Here is a 17846-nt window from a genome sequence, read left to right as displayed (position 1 = left end):
CGAAACGCAACTATAAAGAAGGAAACTGCCTCATGGCTGCAACCCAAGAGACCATCGACACGCTTCAGGAAGCCACCGGTAAATATAAATACGGTTTTGTGACCGATATTGAATCCGATAAGGCGCCCAAGGGGCTGAACGAGGATATTATCCGCTTTATCTCGGCCAAGAAGGAAGAGCCGCAATGGATGCTTGATTGGCGGCTGAAGGCCTTTGCAATGTGGCAGCAGATGGAATCGCCCGATTGGGCGAAGCTGGATATCCCGCCAATTGATTATCAGGATATCCATTATTACGCCGCGCCGAAAACCGGCGAGGGGCCGGCCTCATTGGATGAGGTCGATCCGGAATTGCTAAAGACTTATGCAAAATTGGGAATCCCGCTGGATGAGCAAAAGATTCTTGCCGGTGTTGTGGCGGTTGATGCGGTATTTGATTCTGTGTCAGTTGCGACCACATTCCGCGGTGAGCTTGCCAAGTCTGGGGTGATCTTCTGCCCGATTTCAGAGGCTATTCGCGACTATCCCGAGTTGGTGCAAAAATATCTTGGGTCGGTTGTGCCGGTTGCCGATAATTATTTCTCGGCGCTGAATTCGGCGGTCTTTACCGATGGGTCATTCGTGTTTATTCCAAAGGGCGTTCGGTGCCCGATGGAACTATCCACCTATTTCCGCATCAATGAGGCCAATACCGGCCAGTTTGAACGCACCCTGATTATTGCTGAGGACGCATCTTATGTCAGCTATTTAGAGGGATGTACGGCGCCGCAGCGTGATGAAAATCAGCTTCATGCGGCGGTTGTTGAGCTGGTTGCGCTGGATGATGCCGAGATCAAATATTCAACCGTGCAGAACTGGTATCCGGGGGATGAAAACGGCCGTGGCGGCATTTATAATTTTGTTACCAAGCGCGGTGCCTGTCTTGGCGACCGATCAAAAATCTCATGGACACAGGTGGAAACCGGATCGGCAATCACTTGGAAATATCCATCCTGTATTCTGCAAGGCAAAGACTCGGTCGGTGAGTTTTATTCAGTTGCCCTGACCAATAATTACCAGCAGGCCGATACCGGCACCAAGATGATCCATATTGGCGAAGGCAGCCGGTCGACAATCATCTCAAAGGGCATATCGGCAGGGCGTTCGCAAAATTGCTATCGGGGTTTGGTTCGCATCCAGCCCGGTGCGGAAAATGCGCGTAATTTCACCCAGTGTGACTCGCTTCTTGTTGGCGATAAATGTGGTGCGCACACAGTGCCCTATATCGTTTCGCGCAACCCAAGCGCCAAAATCGAACATGAGGCTACGACCTCGCGCATTTCCGAAGATCAGCTTTTCTATTGCCAGCAGCGCGGCATTTCAACCGAAGATTCAGTGTCGCTGATCGTCAATGGTTTCTGCAAGGAAGTGATGAAAGAACTGCCAATGGAATTTGCGGTTGAAGCACAAAAACTGATTGGGATCAGCCTTGAAGGGTCGGTCGGTTAAGGCCAGGCCTAACGGCAAGCAGTGAAATATAAACAGCAGAATATAAACAAAGATAATTGGCATAGATAATTGGAAAAACGAATGGCACCTTTACTTGAAATTAGAGACCTTCACGCCTCGGTTGGTGATACACCAATCCTCAAGGGCATCAACCTAACGATTAATGCTGGTGAAATTCACGCCATCATGGGGCCAAACGGCTCGGGCAAAAGCACCATGTCTTATGTGCTTGCTGGCCGTGAGGGCTATGAGGTCACTGGCGGCGATATTCTAATGAATGGCGTTTCCATGCTGGAAATGGAAGCTGATGAGCGGGCGCGCGCCGGCATGTTTTTGGCGTTCCAATATCCGGTGGAATTGCCGGGCGTTGGCGGGATGAGCTTTTTGCGTGCGGCGGTGAATGCGCGCCGGATTGAGGCAGGCGAAGACGAGGTTGACCAGCTGGAATTTGTAAAGCTTGTCCGGGCCAAGGCAACGCATCTTGGCATCAATGACGATATGCTGAAACGTGCGGTGAATGTTGGGTTTTCCGGCGGTGAGAAAAAGCGTTATGAAATTTTGCAGATGGCACTTTTAGAGCCGGTTCTATCGGTTCTGGATGAAACCGATTCTGGTCTTGACGTTGATGCGTTGAAAATTGTGTCAGACGGGGTGAATCTGTTGCGTGATCCGCAGCGAAGCATGCTTGTCATCACTCATTACCAGCGGTTGTTGAACCATATTGTGCCGGATTATGTGCATATTCTTGCTGGCGGTAAAATCCGTCGTTCGGGCGGTAAGGAACTCGCATTTGAAGTAGAGGAGTCGGGCTATGCCGGCATCGACGATGCAGCCTAATCTTGATCAATTGGCCGGATTGACCGGCGTTCGGGCTGGTGCGTTACTGCGCTGGCAGGCAACTGGTTGGCCGGATCGCCGCGCCGAACAATGGCGTTTTACGCGTCTTTCTAGCGTCGAAAAGATGGATCTGCGGCCTGCCGAAATGGCGGCAATGCAGCCAGCGGCCGTTGCGGCGAGCCTACCGGATAACGCGGTTATCCTGTCGTTTAGCAATGGGGTGCTGGATATGGCTGGCCTTGCGGCTTTGCCGGGCGGCGTAACTGCCAGCTTGTTGAGCGACAATGATGCCGCACTGGCTGCATTGGCAGAACTGGTGCCGGCCGCGCATCCGATTAGTAATCTATCATTGGCGGCGATGACCACTGGTCTGCATCTTGACATTGCTGGCACGGTTGAGGTGCCGATTATTCTGGTCTTTACCGGGGATGATAACGGTGTGTCAGCGCATCCGGTTATATCGGTTCGGCTTGCAGATGGTGCCAGTGCCGTTATGGCAGAATGGCATCAATCGAGCGTTGGGCTTTCGGCACCATTGATGGGGATTATTGTCGGCGACAAGGCCCGGCTTGATTACGCCAAGGTGCAGCAGGAATCATCCGCAAGTGCGCATCTTGCAGCGACCGGTTTGAGACTTGGTGAGGGCTCGGTTTTTGAGGGGTTTCAGATTTCTGCTGGTGGGCAGTTGGCACGGCTTGAGACGCACATTGTTTTATCAGGTGAAAATGCTGACTGCACCTTGTCGGCGATTTACCTTGGCCGCGATAAGCAGCACCATGACATCACCACGAACATGAACCACGCCAAGGGGCATTGCCTGTCGAACCAGATTATTCGCGGCGTTCTTGATGATTCGGCACGCGGCGTTTTTCAGGGCAAGGTGCATGTCGCACCTGATGCGCAAAAAACTGACGGCCAGCAAATGAGCCGGGCGCTGTTGCTGTCACGGAAAGCCGAAGCCGATGCCAAGCCGGAATTGGAAATCTATGCGGATGACGTTTTATGCGCGCATGGGGCGACTGTTGGCGAGCTTGACGACACCCAGCTGTTTTATCTCACAAGCCGTGGCATTGATCGCAAGACTGCCCGGTCAATGTTGATCACCGCGTTTTTGGATGATGCGATTGACAGCATTACGCATCCGTCCTTGGCCGATATGTTGCGGCCAGTTACCACCGCATGGATGAATGCGACGCCAAACGCCGGAGACCTGTGATGGTTATGAACGCCGCCGATAACAGCCGTATCAAGGGGCTAGATGTAGAGAAAATCCGCGCTGATTTTCCGATCCTGTCCCGTGAGGTTCATGGCAAACCTTTGGTGTATCTCGACTCGGCGGCTTCGGCACAAAAGCCAAAACAAGTGATGGATGCGTTGGTATCAGCTTACTGTGACACCTATTCAAACGTTCATCGTGGGCTGCATTTCCTCTCCGAAGCCTCAACCGATGCCTATGAGGCGGTGCGCGGCAAGGTGGCGGCGTTTCTTGGGGCAAAATCGGGTGATGAGATTGTCCTGACCGCAGGGGCGACGATGTCGTTAAACCTGATTGCGCAATGCTGGGCGCTGCCAAGATTGCAGGCGGGTGACGAAATCCTGATCAGCATCGCCGAACATCACGCTAATATCGTGCCGTGGCAGATGGTTGCTGAAAAGACCGGTGCGGTGCTTCGTGCCTTTCCGGTTGATGAGGATGGCAGCTTTAACATGACAGCCTTTAGCGAGATGATGTCATCGCGCACAAGGATTGTATCTGTACCGCATGTATCGAACGTGCTGGGCACGGTGTTTCCGATTGCCGAAATTGCCAAAATTGCGCATGACGCCAACGCGCTAATGGTGGTTGATGGCTGTCAGGGCGCGGTGCATATGCCGGTTGACGTGCAGGCTTTAGGGGCTGATTTCTATGTCTTTTCAGCGCATAAACTCTATGGGCCAAACGGGGTTGGTATCCTATGGGGTAAGGCTGAGATTCTGGCCGAACTGCCGCCATTTTTGGGCGGCGGTGATATGATTGACCGGGTTACTATCGAGAAATCAACCTATGCCTTGCCGCCGCAGCGTTTTGAGGCAGGCACACCGGCGATTGCTGAAACTATCGCGCTTGGTGCGGCGGTTGATTATGTTCAGGCAATTGGGATGGAGGCGATCCGCCAGCATGAACAGGATATCCTTGCCTATGCGCATCAGCGGCTGTCAGCGGTTGATGGATTGCGTCTTGTGGGGACGGCAGCGGGTAAGTCGGGGGTTGTGTCCTTTACCATGGCGTGTGCGCATTCGCATGATATCTCGACAATCATCGATAATGACGGTGTGGCGATTCGTGCCGGGCATCATTGCGCGCAACCTTTGATGGATTTCTATGACATCCCGTCAACGGCGCGTGCATCTGTTGGGGTTTATACAACCCGTGAAGAATTTGACCGACTGGCGATTGCGCTGGAAAAAGTAAACCGAATTTTTGCTTAAGGACGGTTCAATGGCACAAGATCAAGACAGCAAAACATCGATGCCAGAAAATGATGGGCCCGGACTTGCCGATTTTCTGCCCGATACCAGCAATGGCTATATTGCCAAAGCGGGTGCGGCGCTCGAAAACCCGGTAGGTCAGGCAGATCCGATTGCGGTTGAAGATGCTTTGAAGTCCGTGCATGATCCGGAAATTCCCGTCAATATTTTTGACCTCGGCCTGATTTATGATGTTGAGCGTCGGCATAATGGTGATGTTTATGTTACAATGTCTCTGACGGCGCCCGGATGTCCGGTGGCCGGCGAAATGCCGGGGCAGGTGGCGCGAGCGCTTGCGGCGGTTGAGGGTGTTGGCGAAGTGTCGGTTGAACTCGTCTGGAGCCCGCCTTGGTCGCCCGAACGGATGAGTGATGACGCACGTTTGGCTTTGGAATTTTAAAATTCGCGGTTCGCAAGAGCCGTCATTTGGAGCTTGATTGAGATGTTTGATCCAACAAAACCTATTCTGACCTTGACGGACACTGCGGCCGAACATGTGCGCCGTTTAATGGCGCGGGCTGACAATGATGTCATTGGCCTTCGCGTCGGGGTCAAAACGGCTGGCTGTTCTGGGATGCAATATGACGTGCAATTTGCCACCGACCAAAAGCCCTTTGAAGATAAGATTGAACAGAACGGCGTCACATTATTCATTGATCCGGCAGCGGTGATGTTTCTGATTGGCGCGCAAATGGATTGGCAGGAAGACAAGTTTTCCGCCAAATTTGTGTTCAGTAACCCGAATGAGATTGCCCGCTGCGGTTGCGGCGAGAGCTTTTCTGTCGCGACGCCATCATAAATCCCAACGACGACGATAAATCATAAGGCAGAAATGGCCCGGTCAAATTTGCGCAAAACAGCGACGTTGCTTCGTTCGCTGATGCACTATACTGCCCCGCGTGGTGACAATAAGATTCGCGTGCGGATTACGGCTGCTTTTGGCTGTCTTGTTGCTGCTAAAGGCTCAAACATGATTACGCCGTTGCTGTATGGTGCAGCGGTTGATCTGGTCAATGGCGAGTCTGGCTTTGCCATGTCAGCCTTGATGTATCTTGTTGGCGGTTATGCGCTGGCACGGTTGGGCCAACAGATTTTCAGCGAGGCCAAGCAATATCTTTTTGCCAAGGTGGCCCAGCGCGCGGTGCGCGGGGCAGCCCTACACGCCTTTCGGTATTTGCATAGATTATCGCTGCAATTTCATATGGATCGCCAGACAGGCGGCATGACGCGCGCGATTGACCGCGGCGCAAAAGGCATTGAGTTTTTGTTGACGATTGCCTTTTTTGAGGTTCTGCCGCTGTTCGTCGAAGTGGCTTTTGTCAGCATCATCATGTGGCATTTATTTGGTGGCTTTTATGCCGGTGTCACCTTTGCCACGGTTGCTGCTTATGTTTATTTCACCGTGCGTGTAACCGAATGGCGGATCAAATTTCGCCGTGAGATGAATACGGCCGATGAAACTGCCGCAACGCGTGCGGTTGACTCGCTGCTCAATTATGAAACGGTCAAATATTTCAATGCCGAAGATGTTGAGGCGGCGCGATATGACAAGGCGATGGCCGATTATGAGGTGATGGCAGTTCGTTCGCGCACGTCGCTGTCGGTGGTTAATATCGGGCAGGGGACAATCATCGCTTTTGGGTTAATGGCCGTGATGGCGATGGCGGGTGCAGATATCCAAAAGGGCAATTTGACGGTTGGTGATTTTGTCGCGGTTAACACATATCTCTTGCAGCTTTATCTGCCGCTAAATTTTCTAGGCTGGGTGTATCGCGAATTGCGCCAAGCGCTGGTTGATATGGAGCGAATGTTCGGCCTGCTGGATGAAAGACCAGATATTGCGGACAAGCCCGACGCCAAGCCGCTGGTCATTAATGGCGGCGAACTGGTGTTTGATAACGTCCATTTTGCCTATGGTGAACGTCCGATCTTAAAGGGAATTAGCTTTACCGTGCAGCCCGGAAAGCGTGTGGCAATTGTTGGCCCCAGCGGGTCTGGCAAGACTACAATCTCGCGCCTATTGTTCCGTTTCTATGATCCGGTTGCAGGTGCCGTTCGTCTTGATGGACAGGATGTGCGCGATGTAACCCAAGCCAGTGTTCGTGCTGCGATTGGCGTCGTGCCGCAGGATACGGTGATGTTCAATTCGACCATCGGCTATAATATCGGCTATGGCCGTGACGGTGCTAGCCTGGACGAGATTGCTGCCGCGGCAAAACTGGCGTCGATTGATGGCTTTATCGCTAATTTGCCAGATGGGTACGATACCATGGTTGGCGAACGGGGGCTTAAGCTATCGGGCGGTGAAAAACAGCGTGTTGCCATTGCCCGTGCGATTTTGAAAAAACCGTCGATCTTTTTGTTTGACGAGGCGACGTCGGCGCTCGATAGCCGAACCGAAAAGGAAATTCAGCGCGCGCTTGATACTGTTTCAAAAAGCCAGACGACGTTGGTTATTGCGCATCGCCTCTCCACCATTGTCAGTGCGGATGAGATTATTGTTCTGTCGGACGGTGTGATCGTCGAGCGCGGAAGCCACCGCCATTTGCTGTCGCAAAAGGGGCTATACGCGCAAATGTGGGATCGTCAATCATCCGGATTTCACGATGATGCTGACTTACCCGCAAAAATTGATTACGCTAAAGACAGTGTAACCGTGGTTGAGGGGTGATGTTTGACTGGGCGCGATCGGCGGGTCTCGATATGCTTGGTGGGGTTGATATTTATGCCTATCACCGAGGCGCTTCAGTGCGGGCGAATTTCTGGGCGGCTGGGCAAGCGGCGCTTGACCCTGATGATAGATATATCATCGGCAATGCGGCGCCCCAGCCAAATTCGGCCACGAAAACCATTGTCATCTTGCCCGGCTTTACCGAATTTTGCGAAAAATATAGCGCCGAGGTTCTTCGCTTTCATGACAAGGGCTATAATGTCCTGATCATTGATTGGCCCGGGCAGGGGCAGTCGGGCCATTTTGGCCGGCATCCGTTGGCGGTGCATTGCGATGATTTCGATCATCATCTTGGTGCGCTTGACGCGGTGATCGCGGCGGCTGGGCTTGATGGGCATGAATTGGTGCTGTTTGGCCATTCGATGGGGGGGCACCTTGCGCTTCGTTATGCGGCATCGCGCGGGCCTTGGGTTACCGGCGTTATTCTGTCGGCACCGATGATGGCACCGCCGGTTATGCCGGTCTGGCTGGTGCGGCTTGCCAGCTTTATTCTTGGCGGTGTTGGTCTCGCAAGGTCGCATCCGCCGTTTCACCGGGCTCTGTCGCTGGACTGGGTGCGTCATTACCGGCCCGAGAATGTTTTGACCCGCAATCCAAAGGGATATGAAGATCAATTTGTCTGGTTTGATGACGCGCCTGAACTGCGCCGTAGCGGGCCGACAATTGGCTGGGTGAGTGCTGCCTACCGGTCTTGTGCGCTCTATACGCTCAATCCTGATTGGTTGGCTGCGCTCGATGTTCCGGTTCTGGCCTTCATTGCAGGGGACGAGCGGGTCGTTTTTGCGCCGTCAACGCATAGCAGCCTGGCGCAGATCAAAAACATCGACACTGTTGTTTTTGACGGGGCGCGACATGAATTAACCCGCGAGTTGCCAGAGGTGACCGACGCCTTATGGAATAGGGTTGACCGGTTTCTGGCCAGATTGGATGCTGGCTATGAGATTGAGGGGCTTTAGGCTGCAATTTATGTGGTCGTCGCGGACTCGCCGCCAGCGGGGCCATAAAAGATCACCCAAGTGGATATTTTTTCGCCAAAATCAATAAAACGATGTGGCAAGCCCGCCGGCACGAACAAAAAATCCCCAGGCGCAAAATTAACAATCTAATCGCCCATTTCAAATTTTCCTGTCCCGCCAATGATAATGTAAAATTCGTCGCGGTCATGCGGGCGTTGATGATCGGTGATCACCGGCTCATAAACCTCAACAACAAGGCTGCCATGGGTAAAAAGGATACTGAAAGGCGCGCTGTTTTTGTCGCTGTTGGCCTGTTTTAGACCGACTGCCTGCTGTGCCTGAACAACATCAAGATGCTTTCCCTTGGTCATCGTCGGCCTCATTGCTGGAACAGGATTGCCTAGGATGATCATAAAATAATGGGATTAATAATGGATTAACACCAATTTTGGCGTTTAGATCAGGTCAGGAATTGTTCTCTTGTCGCACGCTCGGACAGTGAGAATCCCGGATCATAAAGTAAATTCAACGTGATATCGTCCGCCTGTTCAACCGAAACGCGGGTGACGTGGCGTGTCTCGGCGCCGTCGGCGCTTGCGCTAACTGGCCGGAAATCATGCTCTAGAATATCCAGTGCAACTTTGAAATGGTCGCGTAACAATGCGCCGCGCCACCGACGTGGCCGAAACGCCGAAATGGGTGTTAGCGCCATCAAACCGCTGCCAAGCGGGATTACCGGGCCTTGTGCTGACAGATTATAGGCGGTAGAGCCAGCCGGCGTTGCGACCAGAATACCGTCACAGACAAGGCATTCCATTTGCTGCGTATCATTCACCGAAATTGCGATATGCGCCGCATTATGGGTTTGGCGCAACAGCGAGACTTCGTTGATTGCCAATGCTTTATGTGTGCTGCCATCACGCGCGGTTGCCTCCATCCGCAACGGATGTATCGGCGCTATTTCAGCGGCGGCGACACGGTCGTGCAAATCGCTGTCAGCATATTCATTCATCAAAAACCCAAGCCGTCCGCAATTCATCCCGAAAACTGGCAAGCCATAGGATAATGTGTCCTGCAATACGTGCAGCATATGACCATCGCCGCCAAGCGCAATGATATGCGTGGCATCGTCAATTTTTGCCTGACCATAAAGGCCGGTCAGGTGGGCAAGGCGGGCTTTCGCCTCGTCATGGTCGGACGCACTAAAATGGAGTTTCATTGCAACCTGCTAATACGCTATCAATGGGAAGACCAATTCTTTCCTTTGGCTTATCATAGAGTTTTTGCTGAACAAAGGCAAAACCGCTTGCCATATGGCCCTGATATCGGCCATCTTCACGACATGAGCAATTCACCTTTTCTAATTCAGCCAAATCCAGATACTCCCGGCCTGTCGCAACCGGTCGATGGGGTTAATGAGTCCGGTCAGCCGATAACATTGCCTGTGGTGACGGAAAAGCCGATCACGCTTTTTTTGAACCGACAGGAAATTGTGACGTCCATGACGCTTGGCGATTGGATTCCTGAACTGGCTGTTGGCTATTTCTTGAACCAGAATATGCTGCAACGTGACGATGAGATCACGGGCATTGATGTTGATGATGATCTTGGCGTGGTGATTGTGCGGACTGCGCGCGAAACCGATTTTGAAGCCAAAATGAAACGTAAGATCCGCACCAGCGGCTGTGCCGAGGGCACCGCTTATGGTGATATGATGGAACGGTTTGATGATATCCAGCTTGATCGGCAGGCGCGCTTTCACGCCAGCTGGCTGATTGAGCTGTCCAAGGCGATTAATACCGCGCCAAGCCTTTATTTAAGTGCCGGTGCGATCCATGGCTGTGTGTTGTGCCAGCAAAACCGGCCGCTGGTGTATATGGAAGATATCGGACGGCATAATGCGGTTGATAAGATTGCCGGCTGGATGTTTCTGAATGATGCTTCGCCGCATGACAAGGTGTTTTATACAACTGGGCGGCTTACCACCGAGATGGTCATCAAAACCGTGCAGATGCAGATACCGGTTTTGGTGTCACGGTCTGGCTTTACCGCAGCGGCGGTTGGTCTGGCGCGTCAGGCCGGGTTAACGCTGATTGGCCGCGCCAAGGGGAAAAGATTTATCGCGCTTTCCGGTATTGAACGAATTGTTTTTGATAGTGCTGATGCGGCTGATGTTGTCGACAGCCCATCGCACCAGCGCGCTGCCCAACAGGATGAACGATAATGGCGATCAGATCAGCTGCAACCCTGCTGGCCGGTGGTCAGGCGCGCCGAATGGGTGGCGGGGATAAAAACCTGATGATGCTGGCAGGAAAGCCGGTTCTGCGCCACGTGCTTGATCGGGTTGATTTTGCCGACCGTCCGTTGATGATAAATGCGAACGGTGATCCGGCGCGCTATGCTGCGTTCGGCCTGCCGGTTTGCGCCGATGTGATTGACGGCCATGCTGGGCCATTGGCCGGAATTTTAACCGGCCTTGAATGGGTGGCGGCAAACCACAGTGATTGCAGCCATATGGTCAGCCTTGCGACCGATGCGCCGTTTCTGCCGGTCAATCTGATTGCTGTGCTGGAATCTGCAATTGGCGATGGCGCTGAAATTGCACAAGCCATGTCCCTTCACCGGCGGCATCCGGTATTTGCGATCTGGCCGGTGGCGATTGCGGGGGCGTTACGCGATGCCATTATTGACGAAGGGGTGCGAAAAATCGACGATTTTACCGCGCGTTATCATTGCGTCACTGTTGAGTTTTGCGGAACGCCTGATCCGTTTATGAATTTAAACCGGCCGGATGATTTTGATCTGGCAACGCAGATTCTGGGTCAGTAAATATCAAATCGCTGATTGCGGATAAATCTGACGCTGATCTGGCTTTTCCGCACGAAACCGGTTATTAGACTGCTGTTTACTTTGTTAGAATCAGAGGAGCCGCATCGGCATGACCAATAAGGTAATTGCATCGGCAAAGACGTTGTTTTCAGCCTATCGTGAGGCACTGACCGGTCTTGAGGCAGGGCTTGGCGATGCGTTTTCGAAAACTGTTGATCTGATGCAGGCGAGCACGGGCCATGTTGTTGTGTGCGGGATGGGTAAATCGGGCATCATTGGCCGTAAAATTTCGGCAACTTTGGCATCGACCGGAACACCGTCGCTGTTTTTACACCCCGCCGAAGCGATCCATGGCGATCTTGGGATGGTGCGGCGCGGTGATATCGTTCTGCTTATATCCTATTCTGGCACCACCGAAGAAATTGTCCGGCTTTTGCCTGCTTTTCAGCGGCTTGAGGCGCGGCTAATCGCCATGACTGGCAATACTGACAGCATTATTGCGACCAGTGCTGAAATCTCGTTAGATATTTCGGTTAACCGCGAGGCCTGCCCCCTGAATTTGGCGCCAACGACGTCGAGCCTGAATTCACTTGTTTTGGGGGATGCGATAGCGGTTGCATTGATGGAGGCGCGGGGCTTTCAGGAAAGTGATTTTGCAAACACTCATCCGGGCGGGGCACTTGGTCGGCGGCTGCTGACCCGTGTCCGTGACAAGATGCGCGCGCAAAACTTGCCTTTTGTTGATGCAGAGGCGTCGGTTCAGGACGCACTTTTGGTGATGACTGAAGGCAGGCTGGGGCTAGCATTGGTTGGCAGCGCGCAAAAACTGGCCGGCGTGATCACCGATGGTGATTTGCGCCGGTTGCTTGTTGGCGGTGCCGATCTTGCGACAACCAAAGTCTGTGATGTGGCCAGCCCGTTGCCCTTGACGATCAGCCCTGATGAAATGATGGGAACCGCCGAGGCGAGAATGCTGGAGGCGCGTGTACAATGTCTTGTCGTTGTTGGCGAGGCCGGCCATGTCGAGGGTGTGATCCAGATTTATGAATAGGCGCGTTTGAGCTTGGTGCGCGTTTGCCTGACTAACATTGCCAGCCTTGTTTATTTTTTGATTTTATGGGCCTTTAATTTTATGGGCCAGTGGCCGGACGTAATATTATGAAACTTGACGCATTCGACTATAGCCTTGCGGCTGAAAAAATTGCCACAAAGCCAGCTAATCCGCGGGAATCGGCACGCCTGCTTGATCTTTCCGGCGAGGGGTTAACCGATCGATTAGTGGCTGATCTGCCCCAACTATTGGGCGCGGGTGATGTGTTGATTGTTAACAATACCCAAGTGATCCCGGCCCGTCTTGAGGGACGCCGCGGCGAGGCCAAAATCAGCGTTACACTGCATAAACGACTATCCGAATATAGCTGGCGGGTTTTTGCCAAGCCAGCCAAGAAATGCCGGATTGATGATGTGATTATTTTCGCCGAGGATTTTGCGGCTGTTGTGCGTGGCCGCGGCGATGGCGGTGATGTCGAGCTTGATTTTATTCATCCGGCACGTATGACGCCCTTAACTGGCGCACAGCTTGATGCCTGCCTTGACCGCGATGGCAGTATGCCCTTGCCGCCCTATATTGCCCGTCCAGACGGCGAAAATCCGACCGACAGGCAGGATTATCAAACCATGTTCGCGCTGCAACCTGGTGCGGTGGCGGCGCCAACCGCCGGACTGCATTTCACCGACCGGCTAGCAGCAGCGATTCTCGCCAGTGGGGCCAAGATCATGCCGGTTACATTGCATGTTGGGGCCGGAACGTTTCTGCCGGTAACGGTCGATGATATCAAAGATCACAAGATGCACAGTGAATGGGGGCATATCAGCGCTGAAACCGCCGCCGCAATTGCCAAGGCGCGCAGCCAAGGCGGGCGGGTGATTGCTGTTGGCACCACCAGTATGCGGATTCTCGAGGCCTGTTATCAACAGCAGGGTGCGGTCATGGAATTCGCCGGTGAGACCGATATTTTTATCACGCCGGGTTATAAGTTTAATGTTGTTGATGTGTTGTTGACAAATTTTCACCTGCCGAAATCGACGTTGCTTATGCTGGTGAGCGCCTTTGCTGGCATGGGTAAAATTGCCGCCGCCTATCGCCATGCGATCCGGCATGATTACCGCTTTTTCTCTTATGGGGATGCCTGTTTCATGACACGCAACCCATCTCCTGATATCATTGATAGCATCAAAAGCATCACCGACTAAATAGTGCCGCCATCTGCTGGCTGCTTACCGAACGGATACCGTCATGTCTGAACAAACGACGAAATTTGGGTTTACCCTGAAGGCCAGTGATGGCATGGCCCGACGGGGCCGGCTTGAGACTGCATGGGGCGCGGTTGAAACACCGGTTTTCATGCCTGTTGGTACCGCCGCTACGGTTAAGGGCATGATGACTGATGCGGTTGCCTCAACGGGTGCCAGCATCATTCTTGCAAACACCTATCATTTGATGCTTCGTCCGGGGGCAGAACGTGTTGCAGGGCTTGGGGGTGTGCGCAAAATGATGGGATGGGACGGCCCTTTATTGACAGATTCGGGCGGATTTCAGGTGATGTCACTTGGCCCGCTTCGCAAACTTGATGAAAATGGGGTGACATTTAAATCACACCTTGATGGCAGTAAGCACCGGTTAACGCCTGAGCGCTCGACCGAAATTCAGCATCTTCTTGATGCCACGATCACTATGGCCTTTGATGAATGTACGCCGTTTCCAGCAACGAAACCGGTTGCGGCCAGTTCGATGGCCTTGTCGATGCGCTGGGCCAAACGATCACGCGCGGCCTTTGTGCCAAGGCCCGGCCATGGCCAGTTTGGTATTGTACAGGGGTCGGTGTTTGCTGATCTGCGTGCGGAATCGGTTGCTGCGCTGGAAGAAATTGATTTTGAAGGCTATGCAGTCGGCGGCCTTGCCGTTGGTGAGGGGCAGCAGGCGATGTTTGAAACGCTGGAGGTAACAACGCCGCTGATGCGCCAAGACAAGCCGCGTTATTTGATGGGTGTTGGTAAACCGGCCGATCTTGTTGGGGGGGTGGCGCGCGGCATTGATATGTTCGACTGCGTTCTGCCAACCCGGTCAGGCCGGACTGGTCAGGGGTTTACCCGCCGTGGGCCGGTGAATTTGAAAAATGCCCGCCATGCTGACGATCCGCGGCCGCTGGATGAGGGCTGTAGCTGTCCGGCCTGTTCACGCTATAGCCGAGCCTATCTGCACCATTTATTTAAGGCCGAAGAGGTTTTGTCTTTAATGCTGCTAAGCTGGCATAATATTCAATATTATCAGGATCTGATGGCCGGAATGCGGCGCGCCATCGAGGCCGGTCAATTTGCCCAGTTTGAGGCAGATTTTCACCGTGAACAGGCACTGGGAGATATCGAGCCATTCTGAGCAACCCGCCCAAAAATCCCATTTTAAACGCAAGAAAAAACCCGCGCGGCTGGTTGGAAGTGGCTGCGGCTGATGAGGGGTTTTTGCTGTTTGGAGTTGGTCCAGCGGAAATTGGCCAGCGCAATCGTGATGGGTTGGCGGCGTTTCTTGATGATGGTTTTGAGGGCGATATGGGCTGGCTTCGCGAGACGGCAGCAAAACGCCGACAACCGCAGGCCATGTGGCCAGAGGCAAAAAGCGCCATTGTGCTTGGGATGAATTACGGGCCTGACCATAATCCGATGGATAATTTAGCAGCGGTATCGGCCGGCAACATATCGGTCTACGCACGCGGGCGGGATTATCACGATGTGGTAAAGGGCAAATTGAAACAGCTTGCCGGTCAGTTTGCTGCAAAAACCGGTTCTGCGGTCAAGGTGTTTGTTGATACCGCGCCGCTGATGGAAAAGCCATTGGCGCAAATCGCAGGGCTAGGCTGGCAGGGAAAACACACAAATCTAGTGTCACGCAAGGCTGGCTCATGGCTGTTTTTAGGGGTGATCCTTACCGATGCCGTAATGCGTTATGATGAGCCGGAGACCGATCATTGCGGTGGTTGCCGTCAATGTCTTGATATTTGTCCAACGAATGCGTTTCCCGCGCCGTACCGGCTGGATGCGAGGCGGTGTATCTCTTATCTGACAATCGAACATAAGGGCGTCATTGATCGGGAATTTCGCGCGGCGATCGGCAATCGGATTTTTGGCTGTGATGATTGTCTGGCCATCTGCCCATGGAACAAATTTGCCAGCCTTGCCAGTGAGCAAAAGCTGATGGTAAAAGCTGGCGGTGAGCTGCCGCCTCTGGCGGATCTGCTTCAGCTTGATGATGCCGGTTTTCGCCGCCATTTCGCCGGTACACCGGTGCGCCGCGCTGGCCATGAGCGGTTTCTTCGGAACGTCTTGATCGCTGCTGGCAATAGCGGCGACAAGGCCTTGGTTCCGCCGGTTGAGACGTTTTTGCAGCATCCTGCTAGCCTGCTTCGGGCGATGGCGGTATGGGCGTTACGCCAGCTTGTTGATGATGATGTCTGGGCGTCACTGCACCACCGTTATGCGCCGTATGAGGCCGATGAGGCGGTTCGCACCGAATGGCAGGACGGCCAATTGGGTTAAGCCAAACCCCGGCGCATTATCCGATTATCAAGCATTGAGTTTCTGGCAAAAAAACAGCGAACTTTGATCAAAAAAGCCGCTGTCTTCATACCCGGATGTAAAAAGGCGTTTAGCCGTTGTGATAGCCACGCTCACCATGCTGGCTAAGGTCAAGACCCTCGATTTCATCCTGCTGGTCAACCCGCAACCCAACAAGCATGCCGATAACTTTAAGGATCACATAGCTGGCAACACCCGTCCAAAGAACGGTAATGGCGACCGAGGATAGCTGGACCATAAACTGGCCGCCAACGGTTACGCCGTCACCAAGGCCAAGGCCGCCAAAGGCTGGCAGGGCGAGATAGGCAACAAGCAAGCTGCCAAGAATTCCGCCAACCCCGTGGACAGCAAAGACGTCCAGCGAGTCATCAATCTTTAATTTAACCCGGATTAGGTCAACACCGACATAACAGGCAACACCGCCCGCAAGACCAAGGATCAGGCCGCCCGGAACCCCAATAAAGCCCGATGCAGGTGTGACTGTTGCGAGGCCTGCAACCATACCAGTTACAATACCCACAAGCGATGGCCGTCCAAACCGTGCCCATTCGATAACCATCCATACCAGCGAGGCAGTTGCCGCAGCGATGTGGGTAACAAGTAACGCCATGCCAGCGCTGTTACCAGCGCCAAGCGCCGAACCACCGTTAAAGCCAAACCAGCCGATCCACAGCATGCTGGCACCAATCATCGTCAGCACGGGGCTATGCGGCGGCTGAATTGCGCTTGGAAAGCCGCGCCGTTTGCCAACGACCAGCGCACAAACCAACGCCGCGGTACCAGCCGTTGCATGGACAACAATACCGCCAGCAAAATCAAGAACGCCCCAGCTAGCCATGATGCCGCCGCCCCACACCCAATGGGTAACTGGCGCATAGACAACCAAAAGCCAAACCGCCGAAAATAGCAAGATTGCCGAAAACTTCATCCGCTCGACATAGGCACCGATAACCAGTGCTGGCGTAATGATCGCAAAGGTCATCTGGAATGCGGCAAAAACTGACTCCGGAATTGTGCCGCTTGCTGAGTCAACACTAAGTGCGCTCATAAAGCTGTTTGCAAGATCGCCAAACCACGCTCCATCACCGGAAAAGGCCAAAGAATAGCCTGCAATTACCCACAAAACCGATATCAACGCCGCGATGGCGAAATGATGCATCAGCACCGAAACAATGTTCTTGGACTGCACAAGGCCAGCGTAAAATAGCGCAAGGCCGGGTAAGGTCATCAAAAGAACCAATGCTGTAGCTGTCAAAATCCATGCTGTATCACCACTATTAATGGTGCTATCCGCCGCAAAGGCAGGGGCAGTAAAAAGGCACGCCGCAAGCAGGGCAAGGCCCAGCTGTTTGGGGGCCGAAACAAAAAATGTCATCCTGCAAACTCCGTCAAAAGCTTCATGCGCAAAGACTGGCGCATGACCGATGCCGCAGTCTCGTCATCGGACCTTTCAAATCAACGAAAATGCCACAAATTTAATCAATCATTTAAAATTTGTTGAAATTTAAGGCAAATTTTGACATCATTGCCTAATTAATAATCATATCGCACGCGCGAAAAGATAAATTGCCGCGTCTAAAGGCAAGGCAGGATTATGCACCAGCCAGTTATTGACATGGGCTGTCGTATGGTTACTGTTTGCGGTTGGTGAAACGAGGTGCAGATGAAACTGAAATTTAAAGCCGCTTTCCTATTTTTAAACTATGCCGCGGCTGTGGTCATTTGCCTTACATTGTTGGTTGCTGATCAGTTTTCGATTGCGGAAAGGGCGGTTTATGGTTTCGGTGCCATCTTGATCGGCATGGCTATTCGTAACCTTGTCACAGCCATGATTCCCGACGAAGAATAACCGGCGCATAATAAGTGCTA

The 17846-nt window shown here is 53.0% G+C and carries 18 protein-coding genes; 15 read left to right on the top strand and 3 right to left on the bottom strand.

From position 1 onward, the window contains the following. Positions 1-32 precede the first annotated feature (32 nt). The 8 genes from sufB to AB8881_02210 all read left to right on the top strand — a co-directional run bounded on the left by sufB (position 33) and on the right by AB8881_02210 (position 8519). A complete protein-coding gene (sufB, locus tag AB8881_02245) occupies positions 33-1487 on the top strand; it encodes a Fe-S cluster assembly protein SufB (protein ID XDZ63724.1) in 1455 nt (484 codons plus the stop codon). A gap of 81 nt (positions 1488-1568) precedes the next feature. After that, complete coding sequence (sufC, locus tag AB8881_02240) at positions 1569-2324, top strand: Fe-S cluster assembly ATPase SufC (GenBank protein XDZ63723.1); 756 nt, start codon at positions 1569-1571, stop codon at positions 2322-2324. Beyond that, positions 2299-3540 carry a Fe-S cluster assembly protein SufD gene (gene sufD / locus AB8881_02235; GenBank protein ID XDZ63722.1) on the top strand — a complete coding sequence of 414 codons (1242 nt, stop codon included), beginning with the start codon at positions 2299-2301 and terminating at the stop codon, positions 3538-3540. Before sufC ends, sufD begins: the two co-directional genes overlap by 26 nt. Then, positions 3540-4793: a cysteine desulfurase gene (locus AB8881_02230; GenBank protein XDZ63721.1), complete on the top strand. Its 1254-nt coding sequence runs from the start codon at positions 3540-3542 to the stop codon at positions 4791-4793. Before sufD ends, AB8881_02230 begins: the two co-directional genes overlap by 1 nt. A gap of 10 nt (positions 4794-4803) precedes the next feature. After that, a complete protein-coding gene (locus AB8881_02225) occupies positions 4804-5232 on the top strand; it encodes a DUF59 domain-containing protein (GenBank protein ID XDZ63720.1) in 429 nt (142 codons plus the stop codon). Positions 5233-5274: 42 nt separating this feature from the next. Continuing rightward, a complete protein-coding gene (locus tag AB8881_02220) occupies positions 5275-5631 on the top strand; it encodes a HesB/IscA family protein (GenBank protein ID XDZ63719.1) in 357 nt (118 codons plus the stop codon). 33 nt (positions 5632-5664) lie between these two features. After that, positions 5665-7503, top strand: coding sequence for an ABC transporter ATP-binding protein/permease (locus AB8881_02215; GenBank protein ID XDZ63718.1), 1839 nt, complete (start codon positions 5665-5667; stop codon positions 7501-7503). After that, complete coding sequence (locus AB8881_02210) at positions 7503-8519, top strand: alpha/beta fold hydrolase (GenBank protein ID XDZ63717.1); 1017 nt, start codon at positions 7503-7505, stop codon at positions 8517-8519. The genes AB8881_02215 and AB8881_02210 overlap by 1 nt, the downstream gene beginning before the upstream one ends. A 146-nt stretch (positions 8520-8665) precedes the next feature. Here AB8881_02210 and AB8881_02205 read toward each other — a convergent pair whose 3' ends face one another. Together AB8881_02205 and AB8881_02200 are read right to left on the bottom strand one after the other, a co-directional pair. Beyond that, positions 8666-8890 carry a hypothetical protein gene (locus tag AB8881_02205; protein ID XDZ63716.1) on the bottom strand — a complete coding sequence of 75 codons (225 nt, stop codon included), beginning with the start codon at positions 8888-8890 and terminating at the stop codon, positions 8666-8668. Positions 8891-8979: 89 nt separating this feature from the next. Beyond that, a complete protein-coding gene (locus AB8881_02200; protein ID XDZ63715.1) occupies positions 8980-9738 on the bottom strand; it encodes an NAD kinase in 759 nt (252 codons plus the stop codon). A 123-nt stretch (positions 9739-9861) separates the two neighbouring features. Between AB8881_02200 and AB8881_02195 the strand changes: the two genes are divergently transcribed. From AB8881_02195 to queG, 6 genes are all read left to right on the top strand, one after another. After that, the gene (locus AB8881_02195; GenBank protein ID XDZ64494.1) at positions 9862-10743 is read left to right on the top strand and encodes a formate dehydrogenase accessory sulfurtransferase FdhD; all 882 of its coding nucleotides are present in this window, start codon (positions 9862-9864) and stop codon (positions 10741-10743) included. Then, a complete protein-coding gene (gene mobA, locus AB8881_02190) occupies positions 10743-11348 on the top strand; it encodes a molybdenum cofactor guanylyltransferase MobA (GenBank protein XDZ63714.1) in 606 nt (201 codons plus the stop codon). The genes AB8881_02195 and mobA overlap by 1 nt, the downstream gene beginning before the upstream one ends. Positions 11349-11457: 109 nt before the next feature. Continuing rightward, positions 11458-12399, top strand: coding sequence for an SIS domain-containing protein (locus tag AB8881_02185; GenBank protein XDZ63713.1), 942 nt, complete (start codon positions 11458-11460; stop codon positions 12397-12399). A gap of 107 nt (positions 12400-12506) precedes the next feature. Continuing rightward, the gene (queA, locus tag AB8881_02180) at positions 12507-13601 is read left to right on the top strand and encodes a tRNA preQ1(34) S-adenosylmethionine ribosyltransferase-isomerase QueA (GenBank protein XDZ63712.1); all 1095 of its coding nucleotides are present in this window, start codon (positions 12507-12509) and stop codon (positions 13599-13601) included. 43 nt (positions 13602-13644) lie between these two features. Further along, positions 13645-14784, top strand: coding sequence for a tRNA guanosine(34) transglycosylase Tgt (tgt, locus tag AB8881_02175; GenBank protein ID XDZ63711.1), 1140 nt, complete (start codon positions 13645-13647; stop codon positions 14782-14784). 59 nt (positions 14785-14843) lie between these two features. Continuing rightward, the gene (queG, locus tag AB8881_02170) at positions 14844-15938 is read left to right on the top strand and encodes a tRNA epoxyqueuosine(34) reductase QueG (protein ID XDZ63710.1); all 1095 of its coding nucleotides are present in this window, start codon (positions 14844-14846) and stop codon (positions 15936-15938) included. A gap of 109 nt (positions 15939-16047) precedes the next feature. Here queG and AB8881_02165 read toward each other — a convergent pair whose 3' ends face one another. Beyond that, positions 16048-17352 carry an ammonium transporter gene (locus tag AB8881_02165; GenBank protein ID XDZ63709.1) on the bottom strand — a complete coding sequence of 435 codons (1305 nt, stop codon included), beginning with the start codon at positions 17350-17352 and terminating at the stop codon, positions 16048-16050. A gap of 288 nt (positions 17353-17640) precedes the next feature. Here AB8881_02165 and AB8881_02160 point away from each other — a divergent pair, with 288 nt between their 5' ends. Beyond that, positions 17641-17826 carry a hypothetical protein gene (locus tag AB8881_02160; GenBank protein XDZ63708.1) on the top strand — a complete coding sequence of 62 codons (186 nt, stop codon included), beginning with the start codon at positions 17641-17643 and terminating at the stop codon, positions 17824-17826. The last annotated feature ends 20 nt before the right edge of the window (positions 17827-17846 follow it).

The sequence above is a fragment of the Alphaproteobacteria bacterium LSUCC0396 genome (assembly GCA_041228345.1).
Classification (GTDB): Bacteria; Pseudomonadota; Alphaproteobacteria; order Puniceispirillales; family Puniceispirillaceae; genus UBA3439.
The sequence above is the reverse complement of the archived record's forward strand: the minus strand, read 5'-3'. Positions and strand labels throughout refer to the sequence as shown.

Excerpts from the sequence above, each read along its gene's own strand:
- sufB (XDZ63724.1), top strand. The coding sequence starts at position 33 with ATGGCTGCAACCCAAGAGACCATCGACACGCTTCAGGAAGCCACCGGT.
- sufC (XDZ63723.1), top strand. The coding sequence starts at position 1,569 with ATGGCACCTTTACTTGAAATTAGAGACCTTCACGCCTCGGTTGGTGAT.
- sufD (XDZ63722.1), top strand. The coding sequence starts at position 2,299 with ATGCCGGCATCGACGATGCAGCCTAATCTTGATCAATTGGCCGGATTG.
- AB8881_02230 (XDZ63721.1), top strand. The coding sequence starts at position 3,540 with ATGGTTATGAACGCCGCCGATAACAGCCGTATCAAGGGGCTAGATGTA.
- AB8881_02225 (XDZ63720.1), top strand. The coding sequence starts at position 4,804 with ATGGCACAAGATCAAGACAGCAAAACATCGATGCCAGAAAATGATGGG.
- AB8881_02220 (XDZ63719.1), top strand. The coding sequence starts at position 5,275 with ATGTTTGATCCAACAAAACCTATTCTGACCTTGACGGACACTGCGGCC.
- AB8881_02215 (XDZ63718.1), top strand. The coding sequence starts at position 5,665 with ATGGCCCGGTCAAATTTGCGCAAAACAGCGACGTTGCTTCGTTCGCTG.
- AB8881_02210 (XDZ63717.1), top strand. The coding sequence starts at position 7,503 with ATGTTTGACTGGGCGCGATCGGCGGGTCTCGATATGCTTGGTGGGGTT.
- AB8881_02205 (XDZ63716.1), bottom strand. The coding sequence starts at position 8,890 with ATGACCAAGGGAAAGCATCTTGATGTTGTTCAGGCACAGCAGGCAGTC.
- AB8881_02200 (XDZ63715.1), bottom strand. The coding sequence starts at position 9,738 with ATGAAACTCCATTTTAGTGCGTCCGACCATGACGAGGCGAAAGCCCGC.
- AB8881_02195 (XDZ64494.1), top strand. The coding sequence starts at position 9,862 with ATGAGCAATTCACCTTTTCTAATTCAGCCAAATCCAGATACTCCCGGC.
- mobA (XDZ63714.1), top strand. The coding sequence starts at position 10,743 with ATGGCGATCAGATCAGCTGCAACCCTGCTGGCCGGTGGTCAGGCGCGC.
- AB8881_02185 (XDZ63713.1), top strand. The coding sequence starts at position 11,458 with ATGACCAATAAGGTAATTGCATCGGCAAAGACGTTGTTTTCAGCCTAT.
- queA (XDZ63712.1), top strand. The coding sequence starts at position 12,507 with ATGAAACTTGACGCATTCGACTATAGCCTTGCGGCTGAAAAAATTGCC.
- tgt (XDZ63711.1), top strand. The coding sequence starts at position 13,645 with ATGTCTGAACAAACGACGAAATTTGGGTTTACCCTGAAGGCCAGTGAT.
- AB8881_02165 (XDZ63709.1), bottom strand. The coding sequence starts at position 17,352 with ATGACATTTTTTGTTTCGGCCCCCAAACAGCTGGGCCTTGCCCTGCTT.
- AB8881_02160 (XDZ63708.1), top strand. The coding sequence starts at position 17,641 with ATGAAACTGAAATTTAAAGCCGCTTTCCTATTTTTAAACTATGCCGCG.